The sequence below is a fragment of the Virgibacillus senegalensis genome, from assembly GCF_000821245.2.
GTDB lineage: Bacteria > Bacillota > Bacilli > Bacillales > Amphibacillaceae > Sediminibacillus > Sediminibacillus senegalensis.
On sequence record NZ_LN611421.1, the window covers coordinates 1 to 13,841 of the forward strand.

The 13,841-nt window shown below is 43.8% G+C and carries 13 protein-coding genes; all 13 read right to left on the bottom strand.

Features of this window, described 5'->3' with window-relative positions; translation table 11 throughout:
• Window positions 1-448 precede the first annotated feature (448 nt).
• Entirely contained in the window at window positions 449-1,933 is a 1,485-nt protein-coding gene (gene lysS, locus BN1067_RS00065; RefSeq protein WP_053216907.1) for a lysine--tRNA ligase, read from the bottom strand.
• 202 nt (window positions 1,934-2,135) lie between these two features.
• Window positions 2,136-2,387: a helix-turn-helix domain-containing protein gene (locus BN1067_RS00070; RefSeq protein WP_053216908.1), complete on the bottom strand. Its 252-nt coding sequence runs from the start codon at window positions 2,385-2,387 to the stop codon at window positions 2,136-2,138.
• Window positions 2,357-2,869: a 2-amino-4-hydroxy-6-hydroxymethyldihydropteridine diphosphokinase gene (folK, locus tag BN1067_RS00075; RefSeq protein ID WP_053216909.1), complete on the bottom strand. Its 513-nt coding sequence runs from the start codon at window positions 2,867-2,869 to the stop codon at window positions 2,357-2,359. The genes BN1067_RS00070 and folK overlap by 31 nt, the downstream gene beginning before the upstream one ends.
• Window positions 2,869-3,231, bottom strand: a complete 363-nt coding sequence (gene folB / locus BN1067_RS00080; protein ID WP_053216910.1) for a dihydroneopterin aldolase — start codon at window positions 3,229-3,231, stop codon at window positions 2,869-2,871. The genes folK and folB overlap by 1 nt, the downstream gene beginning before the upstream one ends.
• A 13-nt stretch (window positions 3,232-3,244) precedes the next feature.
• The gene (gene folP, locus BN1067_RS00085; protein WP_407701337.1) at window positions 3,245-4,066 is read right to left on the bottom strand and encodes a dihydropteroate synthase; all 822 of its coding nucleotides are present in this window, start codon (window positions 4,064-4,066) and stop codon (window positions 3,245-3,247) included.
• Window positions 4,067-4,203: 137 nt separating this feature from the next.
• The gene (cysK, locus tag BN1067_RS00090) at window positions 4,204-5,133 is read right to left on the bottom strand and encodes a cysteine synthase A (RefSeq protein WP_053216912.1); all 930 of its coding nucleotides are present in this window, start codon (window positions 5,131-5,133) and stop codon (window positions 4,204-4,206) included.
• Window positions 5,134-5,344: 211 nt separating this feature from the next.
• Entirely contained in the window at window positions 5,345-6,223 is an 879-nt protein-coding gene (hslO, locus tag BN1067_RS00095) for an Hsp33 family molecular chaperone HslO (RefSeq protein ID WP_053216913.1), read from the bottom strand.
• Window positions 6,224-6,634: 411 nt separating this feature from the next.
• Window positions 6,635-7,543 carry an Hsp33 family molecular chaperone HslO gene (hslO, locus tag BN1067_RS00100; protein WP_053216914.1) on the bottom strand — a complete coding sequence of 303 codons (909 nt, stop codon included), beginning with the start codon at window positions 7,541-7,543 and terminating at the stop codon, window positions 6,635-6,637.
• Between the two features lie 365 nt (window positions 7,544-7,908).
• Entirely contained in the window at window positions 7,909-9,885 is a 1,977-nt protein-coding gene (gene ftsH / locus BN1067_RS00105) for an ATP-dependent zinc metalloprotease FtsH (protein WP_053216915.1), read from the bottom strand.
• 125 nt (window positions 9,886-10,010) lie between these two features.
• Entirely contained in the window at window positions 10,011-10,553 is a 543-nt protein-coding gene (hpt, locus tag BN1067_RS00110; protein WP_053216917.1) for a hypoxanthine phosphoribosyltransferase, read from the bottom strand.
• An 11-nt stretch (window positions 10,554-10,564) separates the two neighbouring features.
• The gene (gene tilS / locus BN1067_RS00115) at window positions 10,565-11,956 is read right to left on the bottom strand and encodes a tRNA lysidine(34) synthetase TilS (RefSeq protein WP_053216918.1); all 1,392 of its coding nucleotides are present in this window, start codon (window positions 11,954-11,956) and stop codon (window positions 10,565-10,567) included.
• Window positions 11,957-12,082: 126 nt separating this feature from the next.
• Window positions 12,083-13,036: a protein kinase domain-containing protein gene (locus tag BN1067_RS00120; RefSeq protein ID WP_053216920.1), complete on the bottom strand. Its 954-nt coding sequence runs from the start codon at window positions 13,034-13,036 to the stop codon at window positions 12,083-12,085.
• The gene (locus tag BN1067_RS00125; RefSeq protein ID WP_053216922.1) at window positions 13,005-13,739 is read right to left on the bottom strand and encodes a VWA domain-containing protein; all 735 of its coding nucleotides are present in this window, start codon (window positions 13,737-13,739) and stop codon (window positions 13,005-13,007) included. The genes BN1067_RS00120 and BN1067_RS00125 overlap by 32 nt, the downstream gene beginning before the upstream one ends.
• Between the last annotated feature and the right edge of the window lie 102 nt (window positions 13,740-13,841).

Sequence of the window (13,841 nt, forward strand, 5' to 3'; positions counted from 1 at the left end):
CCAGCGTTCGTCCTGAGCCAAGATCAAACTCTCCATAAAATGCGAGCTTGCTTGCTCGTTCAAAAAACTAGCTTGTATATCTTGCTTGACATACTGGTTGTTTTGTTCAGTTTTCAAAGATCAAATTCGCAACTGTTTAATCAACAGCTTAAACATTATATCGAATCGCTCCTGATAAGTCAAGAGCTTTTTTATAATGTTTTTGTTTTGTTGCAGCTGCCAATCAAAATGGCAACTTAATTAATATAACACCTTATATATCCGAAGTCAACAACTAATTTGTTGGGCTTGGGTTGTAAGCAAGTTAGCGATTAATGCAACGTTTAATAATTTACCATGATTATTATCCTAAATCAAGAGTAAAATTCAAGGAATATAATGGGAATCCTTTTCGGGAAAAGTCGATAATAGAAAAAGCAGGCCGTGACGGACACAGCCTGCTTTTTATTTATTCTTTGTTTCTCATTTGCGGGAATAGTAGTACATCACGTATCGACGGTGCGTTAGTAAGCAGCATAACCAGTCGGTCGATGCCGATGCCCAATCCACCAGTAGGAGGCATACCATATTCCAAAGCCTCTAGGAAATCTTCATCCATTTCATGGGCTTCATCATTTCCTTGTTCTTTTTCCTTCACTTGGGCTTCAAACCGTTCTCTTTGATCAATTGGATCATTTAGCTCAGAAAAAGCATTCGCATGTTCTCTTCCTACAATGAACAATTCAAATCGATCGGTGAAACGACCATCCTCAGGATTTTTCTTGGCAAGTGGCGAAATTTCCACTGGGTGTCCATAGATAAAGGTCGGCTGGATTAACTTTTCTTCTACCTTTTGCTCAAAGAATTCATTTACAATGTGTCCAAAGGTCATGGTTTCTTTAATCTCTACCCCTTGCTCTTTAGCCAATGCTTTCGCTTCTTCGTCACTCATTTCTTTCCAGAAGTCTACCCCGGTGTATTCCTTAACAGCATCCACCATATGGAGTCTTGTCCACTCTGGTTCCAAGTTTACTTCATACTCCCCATACTTGACTGTAGTGGAGCCTAATACTTCTTTAGCTATATGAGCAACCAGATTTTCTACCAATGACATAATATCATGGAAATCAGCATATGCTTCGTATAGCTCTAACATGGTAAATTCCGGGTTATGCCTGGTCGATACTCCTTCATTCCGGAATACCCTTCCGATTTCATACACCTTTTCCATTCCACCTACAATCAACCTTTTTAAATGCAATTCGATAGCGATTCGCATGTAAAGAGGAATATCCAGAGCATTATGGTGTGTGATAAACGGGCGGGCAGAGGCTCCTCCGGCAATTCCGTGCATCATAGGTGTTTCCACTTCTAAAAAGCCATTGTTGTCCAAGTATCTGCGCATGGATTGAATAATCCGGCTCCGGGTAAGGAAAGTATCCTTGCTTTCCGGATTAGTGATTAAATCTAAATAACGCTGGCGGTACCGCTGCTCCACATCTTTTAATCCATGAAATTTATCCGGAAGCGGACGCAAGGACTTGGTCAGCATTTGAAAATTGGTAGCTTTAACGGACAGTTCTCCGACTTTGGTTTTAAACACAGTACCAGTGACACCAATAATGTCCCCAATATCCGCAGTATTGAATAATTCGTAAGCTTCGTCGCCTACTTGGTCCTTTCTGACATACAATTGGATTTGACCGCTAAGATCCTGGATATGCGTAAAGCCCGCCTTACCCTTTCCTCTTTTCGTCATAATCCGGCCGGCTATAGTTGCTTCTGCTTCTTTCTCTTCCAGCTCTTCTTTAGAAAAACCGTCATAAGCCTGTTTGATTTCTTCAGCCAGGTGGGTCCGCTCAAACTTTGTCCCGAAAGGGTCCAAGCCTTGTTCTTGTATATGTTGCAATTTTTCCCTACGTACGCGCAGCTGATCATTAAGCTCTTCTGTCATTGGTCTCACTCCATTTATATTTTATCCACTATCTCTAAACCACAACCTGGCAGCAGCCTTGCCCTGTGGTAAAAACCGACTTCTTATGAATAGGATAATGAAAAAACTGCCAGCAAGGCACTGGCAGCATTTTCACTTTGTTTTCAGTATAGAAAAGGTGCTGCAAAGTGTCAACGTTGGAACACTTTTACGATACATACCCCTATATTAAACGGGCATCCCCTCTTCGATTTTTATATTTATGCTTTTCGTGATCAGGTGCAAGCTCTTCTGCAGAAATTCCCAGCACGCTCGTGATCTGTTCCAGTAATTCATCATGGAGCTTGCGCGTGCCCCGTTCCACTTCCCCAATCACAGAAACAGAAATCCCAAGCTCTTGAGCAAATTGCACTTGTGTATATCCTTTCAACTTCCGATAAGCTTTTATCCTTCTTCCCCATTCGTTCCCAGCCATTTCGTTACTCCCTTTTTCTCTGTTGTCGGCAGCTCACCAAGAATTTCTGTCACACTTTTGTTTTGAGTAGGAATGTTTACAGCGGGATTCAAATCCTGCAAAGGTATAAGTACAAAAGCTCGTTCGTGCATTCTCGGATGAGGTACTATTAATTGCTCTGTTTTAATATTTTCTTGATTATAGAGCAAAATGTCAAGGTCTAATGTGCGCGGACCCCAGCGAACATCCCTTTTCCGCCCCTTGCCGGCTTCGATAGCAAGGCAGTATTCTAACAACTCGCGAGGGGAAAGGGTTGTGTTTATTTCCACTGCCATATTCAAAAACTTGTCTTGGTCCGTGTAGCCAACCGGTAATGTTTCATAAATAGAAGATATTTTTGTCACCGTTATCTGGCGATGGCTGTCCAATGCTTCAATTGCCTCGGTCAAAAAGGTTGCTCTGGGTGGGATGTTAGACCCCGCCCCTATATACGCCACGTTCATTAGGAACGCTCCCGGTATATTTCAATTGCGACGGATTCATAATGACCAGGAATGGGCGGATCCGGTTTAGTGACTTTTACTTTACAAGCCTTTAAACGGGAGAATTGCTTAAGCAACGCTTCGGCAATATTTTCCCCGACACTTTCAACTAACTTTTTCGCTTCGCCTTCCACCACCGCCTGGGTCACTTGATAGATTTGACCATAATCAATCGATTCTTCCATATTATCGGTTTGGCCAGCTTTCTTTAAGTCGACTTCTAATGTTAAATCGACGTAGAAACGCTGTCCTAATTTTCTTTCCTCTGGAAATAGGCCATGATAGCCGTAAAAAGCCATTTTATTTAAATAAATTTTATCCAATCCGACCGCCTCCTTATCCCATCATTGCATCCATCATTTTGGTCATATCCTTTATCATTCTGACATTATGGACACGTACTATTTTTGCTCCCTTACTGATGCCATAGCATACAGTAGCTCCCGTGCCGGCATCCCTTTCTGCAGCAGGTACACCGAGCACTTTGCCGATCATGGATTTACGTGAAGTACCGAGCAGCATCGGAAAAGGCAATTCCTCCAATGCATCGAGATGCCGCATAACCTCTAGATTATCTTCGGCAGTTTTGGCAAAGCCGATTCCTGGATCCAGGATAATATTCTCCTTTTTCACTCCAGCTTCCAAAGCAATGTCTATGCTTTCCTTTAAATCTTCTTTTATATCCTCCATTAAATCGTCGTAATACATGTTTTCCCGATTGTGCATCAAAATGATCGGGACTTCATACGCTGCGGCAACCTTTGCCATTTCCGGGTCTCTTTTAGCGCCCCAAATATCATTTAAAATCGATGCTCCTGCTTCCAAAGCGTGCTTTGCCGTCTCTGCTTTATACGTATCAATCGAAATCGGGATATTCACCGCTTCTTTTACCGCTCTGATGATGGGTACCACCCGGTCTATTTCATCCTGTGTGGACACAGGGGTATAGCCGGGCCTGGTCGATTCCCCACCTATATCGATGATATCTGCACCGTCTTTTTCCATAGCAATTGCCTGCTTAACAGCAGCGTCCACTTCATTGTACTTCCCCCCATCGGAAAAAGAATCTGGCGTCACATTTAAGATTCCCATTACTAACGTTTCTTCGTTCAAGTTGTATATCTTTTCCTTTGTATGCAGCATATATGGCATTTGAATTCCTTCCTTCTCACTCACTGACGTTTTCCGTTCCCATTTTACCGTAAATGAACAAAATCTTCATGTCTTCGTTTCAAGGGCTAAAATGAAAACAAGCACCCCCGCCGGCAATGTGGAAGTGCTTGTCGATACAACAATTATTCGTTTTCTTCGAATTGGTAGAGCGGTGTAGAAAGGTATCTTTCCCCGTTACTAGGAATAACCGCAAGGACTTTTTTCCCTTTTCCTAATTTCTTCGCAACCTGTTTCGCAGCATAGATCGCAGCACCAGATGAAACCCCGCCAAGCAAGCCGTCTTTCTTAGCTGCTTCCCTTGCCGTAGCGTAGGCATCATCGTTGCTGACTTGGATGACTTCATCATAGACATCGGTATCCAAAACTTCCGGAACAAAGCCGGCACCGATTCCTTGGATTTTATGTGGGCCCGGTTTTCCACCAGAAAGTACCGGGGAAGCTTCCGGCTCCACGGCATAAATTTTAATGTCTTTGTATTTCTCCTTCAATACTTTTCCAGCTCCGGTTATTGTTCCTCCAGTACCAATTCCAGAAATAAAAGCATCAAGCTGGTCCCCCATTTGCTGCACAATTTCTTTCCCCGTCGTACGGGCATGGACCGCCGGGTTGGCAACGTTGTTAAATTGCTGCGGCATGAAATAACCATTCGCCTTTTGAAGTTCTTCTGCTTTTTTTATCGCGCCCTTCATTCCTTCTGCTCCAGGAGTAAGTACCAATTCGGCACCATATGCCCGCAGCAGATTGCGCCGCTCCATACTCATTGTATCCGGCATCACCAGAATGGCTTTATAGCCTTTGATCGCCGCTACTAAAGCCAATCCGATCCCTGTGTTACCGCTGGTAGGCTCAATAATGGTATCTCCCTCTTTTAAGAGACCTTCTTCCTCGGCCGCTTCTACCATTGCTAAGGCAATTCTGTCCTTAACAGAGCTTCCAGGATTCATGAATTCGAGTTTTGCATAAACTTCTGCACTATCTTCGTCTACTGTCCGATTTAACTTTACAATCGGAGTGTTGCCGATTAACTCTGCTATTGATTGCGCTACCTTCATTCATAACCACTCCCAATTCCTACTTTATTTGTTGGATTTATAATCAATGTTATGGAATCCACTGGTAAAAGTCAACTAATCCGCCAATCGTATACAGACAATTATAACTATTCACAGAAAACCAACCTCATGCCTGTCCCTTCTAATCAATAAACCTCTCTTCAACCGCCATAAAAAAAGAAAGAAGCGGCCTGCCGCTCCTTTCTTTTGCTTATTGTTCTTCCGTTTTCAATTCCTGCAGCTCTTCTGCCGAAAAATGATACTGTTCATTACAGAAGTGACAAGTGGCTTCTGCCCCGCCGTCTTCCTTTATCATGTCGTCGATTTCGTCATCTCCCAGACTTTTCAATGCGTTTTCCACTCTTTCTTTCGAACATTCGCATTTAAACTGGACAGGCAGGCTTTCATGAATCTTAAGATTTTCTGGTCCGATCAATTTCTCCAGAATCTCTTCCGGCGTATTACCGTCGCGTATAAGGCTGGAAATAGGCGGGATATTATTGATTCGTTCCTCTAATTGATTAATTGTACCATCTTCCGCTCCAGGCATAACCTGAAGGATAAATCCACCAGAAGCAAGGATGGTATGGTCAGGATTGACTAACACCCCTGCTCCTACGGCTGAAGGGATTTGCTCTGAATTGACAAAGTAATAGGTGAAATCCTCACCCACCTCGCCGGAAACAATCGGCACTTGTCCGGTGAAATGCTCTTTTAACCCGAGGTCTTTCACAACGCTTAAGCTTCCCTGAGTACCAACAGCTCTGGCCACATCCAGTTTGCCCTTTGAGTTCAAATCAAAGTCGACGTGCGGATTGGTAATATACCCCCGAACTTCTCCACTTCCATTGCCATCTGCGATAATCGGGCCCACAGGACCGTCACCTTCCAGCTTCACGGTCAGCTTGTCATTTCCTTTAAGCATTGCTCCCATCATGGAAGTAACCGTGATGGTTCTTCCCATTGCCGCTGAAGCTGTGGCCCAAGTGTCATGACGCCTCCTTGCTTCCTCTACTGTATCGGTGGATTGAACTGCATACGCTCTAACAGTCCCGTTAAAAGCTGTCGCTTTGATTAAATAGTCACCCATGTTGCATTTCTCCTTTAAAACTTGATTTGTTTACTTTCCGTTATAAATGAAACCAAGACCTTTCCTGTATCAATGCCGGATCCATATCGTCAATACGTCGGATGAGTTCACCCTTGTCTTGATTCCATTTTGATCAGGAAGTTTATCATGTTAAAACACCAAGTATGGTATTTGTATTCCCTACATCTAACACAAAAATCAGGAATCAGCGGATTCCCCTTGAAAATTTTCGTTACTTTCCTTACTATAATCGATTTTCAAAGTATATACACATTATTTGATTCTTAAATTGTATGATAAAAAACTTTCCATTTATGGGACAGAAAAACGCCCTCTTTGCTTTCGCTTCAAAGAGGGCGCTATCCTTAGTCGTTGTTTTTGTTGGGATCGGAAGCATTCTCGTCTTGTTCGTTAGAAGCTTCTTCTTCTGACTTGGTTTGGATATNGTTCTTCCGTTTTCAATTCCTGCAGCTCTTCTGCCGAAAAATGATACTGTTCATTACAGAAGTGACAAGTGGCTTCTGCCCCGCCGTCTTCCTTTATCATGTCGTCGATTTCGTCATCTCCCAGACTTTTCAATGCGTTTTCCACTCTTTCTTTCGAACATTCGCATTTAAACTGGACAGGCAGGCTTTCATGAATCTTAAGATTTTCTGGTCCGATCAATTTCTCCAGAATCTCTTCCGGCGTATTACCGTCGCGTATAAGGCTGGAAATAGGCGGGATATTATTGATTCGTTCCTCTAATTGATTAATTGTACCATCTTCCGCTCCAGGCATAACCTGAAGGATAAATCCACCAGAAGCAAGGATGGTATGGTCAGGATTGACTAACACCCCTGCTCCTACGGCTGAAGGGATTTGCTCTGAATTGACAAAGTAATAGGTGAAATCCTCACCCACCTCGCCGGAAACAATCGGCACTTGTCCGGTGAAATGCTCTTTTAACCCGAGGTCTTTCACAACGCTTAAGCTTCCCTGAGTACCAACAGCTCTGGCCACATCCAGTTTGCCCTTTGAGTTCAAATCAAAGTCGACGTGCGGATTGGTAATATACCCCCGAACTTCTCCACTTCCATTGCCATCTGCGATAATCGGGCCCACAGGACCGTCACCTTCCAGCTTCACGGTCAGCTTGTCATTTCCTTTAAGCATTGCTCCCATCATGGAAGTAACCGTGATGGTTCTTCCCATTGCCGCTGAAGCTGTGGCCCAAGTGTCATGACGCCTCCTTGCTTCCTCTACTGTATCGGTGGATTGAACTGCATACGCTCTAACAGTCCCGTTAAAAGCTGTCGCTTTGATTAAATAGTCACCCATGTTGCATTTCTCCTTTAAAACTTGATTTGTTTACTTTCCGTTATAAATGAAACCAAGACCTTTCCTGTATCAATGCCGGATCCATATCGTCAATACGTCGGATGAGTTCACCCTTGTCTTGATTCCATTTTGATCAGGAAGTTTATCATGTTAAAACACCAAGTATGGTATTTGTATTCCCTACATCTAACACAAAAATCAGGAATCAGCGGATTCCCCTTGAAAATTTTCGTTACTTTCCTTACTATAATCGATTTTCAAAGTATATACACATTATTTGATTCTTAAATTGTATGATAAAAAACTTTCCATTTATGGGACAGAAAAACGCCCTCTTTGCTTTCGCTTCAAAGAGGGCGCTATCCTTAGTCGTTGTTTTTGTTGGGATCGGAAGCATTCTCGTCTTGTTCGTTAGAAGCTTCTTCTTCTGACTTGGTTTGGATATTCACTTTCATATCATTCGCTTCGGAAGTATCCTCACGATCCTGGTTGTTTCCGTCTTGCTCAGAAACCACCTTATCAGGCATTTTTCCTTCTTCAAACAACGATTTTATCTCACTGGCATCAAGTGTTTCCACTTCTAGCAAGGTTTTAGCTACCAGTTCCAGTTTGTCTTTATGCTCTGTCAAAATTTCCTTTGCCCGTGCATAGCACTGGTTAATGAAATTTTGCACTTCCTGGTCGATTTCATATGCTATCGCGTCACTATATGTCGGTTCGTTCTGCATATCTCGTCCCAGGAATACTTGGCCGCCGGAGCTGCTGAATTGAAGCGGGCCGATTTTATCGCTCATGCCGTACTCGGTAACCATTTTCCGGGCAATGTTGGTGGCACGCTGGAAGTCGTTACTTGCTCCAGTACTAACCTCTCCAAAATTGATTTCCTCGGAAACACGTCCGCCAAGCAATCCGGTTATTTTATCCAACAGTTCAGGCTTGGTCATGAAGTAACGGTCTTCCCTCGGAAGCATTACCGCGTATCCGCCGGCCTGGCCGCGTGGCACGATGGTTACTTTATGCACCATATCTGCATCATCCAGTACCATGCCGATAATCGTATGTCCACTTTCATGATAGGCAACGATGTTTCGTTCCTTCTCGGAAATCACCCTGCTCTTCTTGGCAGGTCCTGCAATGACACGGTCAATCGCTTCATCAACAGAAAGCATGTCGATTTTCGATTTATCACTTCGGGCAGCTACTAATGCCGCCTCGTTAAGCAGGTTTTCTAAATCGGCACCAGAAAATCCTGGTGTACGCATCGCAATCGTTTTAAGATCAACGGCATCACTTAACGGTTTGTTCTTGGCATGTACCTTCAGAACTTCTTCTCTGCCTTTAAGATCCGGACGGTCGACAGTAATCTGCCGGTCAAATCGTCCCGGACGCAATAAAGCAGGGTCAAGGATGTCCGGACGGTTGGTAGCGGCAATAATGATAATTCCTTCATTTTCACCAAAACCATCCATTTCGACAAGTAATTGGTTCAAAGTTTGTTCCCGCTCATCATGGCCACCGCCTACGCCAGCTCCACGCTGTCGACCCACGGCATCAATTTCATCAATGAAAATGATACACGGTGCGTTCTTTTTCGCATTCTCAAACAAATCACGTACACGGGAAGCACCGACACCGACAAACATTTCCACGAAGTCGGAACCACTGATTGAAAAGAACGGAACCCCTGCTTCTCCGGCAACAGCCTGTGCAAGCAAGGTTTTACCTGTTCCTGGAGGGCCAACTAATAAAACACCTTTCGGAATTCTTGCCCCGATGTTGGCAAATTTGCGTGGATCTTTAAGGAAGTCAACAACCTCTACAAGTTCTTGCTTCTCTTCATCAGCACCTGCAACGTCTTTGAATCGTACCTTCTTCTTCTCTTCGCTGTACAGCTTGGCTTTGCTTTTACCGAAGTTCATCACTCGGCTTCCGCCGCCCTGGGCTTGATTCAGCAGGAAGAAGAATAAAATGAATATAATAACAAACGGAATCATTGTAGTAAGGAATGTCACCCATCCGCTTGGTTGTTCCTCTTCTTCAATACTCAGTATCCCTTGATCAGTCGCTGTATTAGTAATACTGGCAACGATGTCTGGGTTATCTGGAACATTGGTAATGAATGTTTCGTTTTCTTCGCCGGTTAATTCACCAGTTATACGATAAACACCATTAGATGGCTGCATGGTCATTTCTGAAATTTCACCATTGTTTAATCTCTGCGTAAACTCATTGACGTTAAATTCTGTTTCTTGATTGTTCTGTCCATTAAATACTCCGACAATTCCAATTACCACCAGGAATATTAGGAAATAAAAAATGACATTACGAAAAATTCGGTTCATTGCCTACCTCCTCCCAAGCGAGAAAACTATACTAAATAGTACCATATGAAAAAGGACCAATACAACTAATTACCCTTTTAAGATATGTCAATATTTTGACAGTCATACCTGTCAATCAAACAAGTTTATTCACCGCCATAAATCTTCGGTTTCAATACGCCCACATACGGTAAGTTGCGATACTTCTCCTTGTAATCGAGGCCATACCCTACCACAAATTCATTCGGCACATGGAATCCGACTACATCAGCCTTGATATCGACTTTCCTGCCTTCTGGTTTGTCCAACAGTGTAACAATTTTAATGGAGTTGGCTTTGCGATACTTGAACAAATCAACCAGATAGCTGAGCGTCAATCCACTATCAATGATATCCTCTATAATCAGTAAATCTCTTCCCTCAACCTTGGTGTCTAAATCTTTGACGATTTTTACCTCACCGGATGACCTGGTTTCTCCACCGTAGCTGGAAACATCCATAAAGTCCATCTCCAAATGCGTGTCCATTGCTCGGAGTATATCTGACATAAACGGCATGGCGCCCTTTAATACACCGACTGCCAATGGGAATTTCCCGTCATATTCTTTCGTTAAACGTTCCCCTAACTCCTGACATTTTTGCTTGATCTCTTCTTCAGAAATCAAAACTTTCTCAATATCGTTATTCATTCCTGATCCTCCTAGATGTTACTGTTCTTGTCGTATTGCAACCGAAGAAACTTGCCGTCACGCCCACCGGAGCCAGAATCTGCTCTCCTTAATCCGGCCAGCCATAAAATATTACCCTTTCCATCCTCGACTATCGGCCAGCCCTCTCTTAAACCAATCGGTATTTTCTCATCGATAAAGATATCTTTAATCTTTTTGGTCCCTTTCATTCCTTTTACCCTCATTTTATCACCGGGTTTTCGCGATCGGATTGCCAACGGCCAATTTATATCTGCTAACTCATATGTAATGGCATAGCGGGAATCTTCCAAGGGCTCACGGACAATCGAAGCAGACAGAACAGATCCGTCAGGCAGTTCGATAGTGCCAGGACCTTGCAAAACTATGTAATAGCTGCCGTCTAATTCGGCCGCAAAAGAAAATGTGATTGAATGGTATGCCTTAATCATCTTCAACCCTAAAGGTAAATCAATAGAAGCGTTCGCTCTACTGCTCGAAATCAGGCTGAAGAATCGATCTTCATGGGCATAAGAAAGGTCAGGTGGAGTCGAATTGTATAGATAGTTCAATATTAGATGAAAGGCCCGTCTTTGTAAAGCAATGGGGAACTTGGCAAAGCTTTCTATTTCAAACTCAGCCCGCTTATTCCTGTCCGCAAACGCCACATGCGCATCGACCAGTTTTTCTGCCTGCTCATTTAAATACCGTTCATCGTTCCGCGCCGAATCACTCAATCTACGAACAGTATGTAAGAAATTGGGGTTCTTCTCTTTGAGAAGCGGGAGAACATGTAACCGAAAATAATTTCTTGTATAGCTGTCCTCTTCATTGGAAGGATCCCTTCTTGGTTCTATACCATGCTCCATACAGTACGCTTCAATCTCATCTCTGGAGACAGCCATAAACGGCCTCACGATGTCCCCGCCTGCAAATGGTCTTTTTATTGGTATCCCCTGCAAAGCCGATATATTTGAACCCCGGGTTAAACCCATCAACACGGACTCTGCCTGGTCGTCGGCATGATGACCTAAAGCCAAGAATTCAGCTCCGAACCTTTCCATCTGTTCGGCAAAAAATTGATAACGCAAATTTCTCGCCGAAAGCTGAGTTCCCGTCCCTTCCTGTCTCTTGTACGCTGGAACATCCAAAAAGGTTTCAACCATTTCGATATTCCACATCCTGCAGACGTTTCGGACATATTCCACATCTTGTTTTGATTCATTTCCTCTTAAGCCATGATCAGCAGACAGTGCAATCAGCCGAATGTTCCATTCTTCTTTGATCGCAGATAAAAAGTGAAGCAATGCAATGGAATCAGGACCTCCAGAAACGCCCACCAAAACCGTTGCCCCTTGGTGAAGCAAATTCTCCTCTTTTATCAATTCCTTAACTTTTGTTTCCATATTCCCCACTCCATTGCCGGATAACCCTAATATTCATCACTGTGTTTACCAGTGTGTCGCACTTGTACTCCCAAACCACTTTAATCCTATCACTTCCGTTTTTCTACTGCAAAAGAGGCGGTATAGTTAGAGAAGAAAAAAGTGGAATATATAAAACAAACCCGCAGCGATCAAAATACTCGCACTTTCAAACAAGGATCGATCCTGATTGGCTGCAGTTGCTTTTCTCGCAGCAGTTCTCGTCTTTTTCAGCGTGATTTGCGGACGATGCATCAGCAAGGATGCAATTTCTTGTTTCATTTGACTGCTGGAAGAATAGGAACCTTTAAGCGCCTTTTTTAAAGGTCCCTGATACCTTTTCAACTGACGGGTGGATCCCAATTTATGCATTAATGTTTTTTCGGGATGACTGCCTTTATCGAACCTCGCAGGGTGATATACGTGCAACATTACCATCGCCACAGCGAACAAATCATACGAAGGCTCCGCCTTCCGACTGCCCATATTCCAATAACCCCGGTCAAAAAACTCCGTATATTCTTTAATCGACCTGCCGATTTGTGTCGTTCCACCCACATCTATCCACCTTACCCGCGGCGGGGACGATGCAACCAACAGGTTATCCGTCTTTAAATCTCCGAAAACCCACCCTGACTGGTGTAGCTGTTCTAAATCACCTAAAAGCTGCATCATGAAAGTGCCGAGCCATTCACTCCCATTCGAACGAATAAAACTGCTTAGATCCTGCCCCTTAACATACTCCATTACATAGAAGGAAAACCTTGTTCCGGAAGGATGAAGCCAATCGTCGACATCCAGCAAAGAAGGCCCAAGGCTGCCGGTTCCCTGGACCTTTTGCAAGGTTTTCAAAACATTCACTTCTGTTGTGATGGAAGAACCACTGGAACTTATTTTTAATGCCGCCCGACTTCCCTGATGGTCACATAGATAAACCGTACCCACTGCACCGTTACCCAGTTTCCTGATGATTTTGTACTGATGTTTATGCCATTTCCCGGTGATAATGATTCCGGGGTGGAGATAGTGTTCAGGCTTCTTCAGCGTCGGATTGTTTTTCATTTCTAAAGCTCCTTAACAAGCTTTTCTTGCCAAACTGAAACATCGCCTCTTTTAAAGCTGGCCCTGTAGGTGTAATGCCGCCGCTGTTAAGCTTAGGGAATACAGCGGAAATCGAATCGAGACGCGGAGACCAGTCCAAAATTTTATTGATGGCACTTTTTTTGCCCGGAAATGCATAGATCGAGAAACGATTCCTCCCGATCCGTGCGTTAAGACTGACGGATAAATCGAATAATGCTTCCTGTACAGTCGGCAGCTTGTCCGTCATGCTGGCACTCGTATCTACCAGAACAAGCACTTCCAAATCACAAGTCTCGCCCAAGTCCTCCACAACCTCCATTACCTCTCCTCTTTGTTCGGGCGGTAGATCTTCCAAACTTTGTTTCGGGCCAAGTATTTGCTTGAGCTCCTGATTGACCACTCCCTGTAGCGTCTGGGTCATGGCTTGTTTCGTCACAGCCTGTACCGTTTTTGATAGCACTTGCTGATAGACAATTTGGCTGACTCCTCCACCGGAAAGCGCTATATCCTCCACTTCCTGGAGTCCACCGTCGTTTTCTGTCTGATTGTCTTCCAAAACACCGATCACATTCACCGTAATTCCCTGCTCATAAGCTAGTGCTGCTACCGCCGAAGGGTCTTCTCCTTTATTGGAACAACCGTCTGTAATAAGCAGAATTTGCTTTAACGTTCCTTTTTTCATCACTACTCCTCCTCCAATATCTACCCTGCCTGTTAGTACTTAGTCGGTTCAGTCGGATTTATTGCGTTGTTTATCCCCATTTTCGACGCTTCGGAGGAAGTT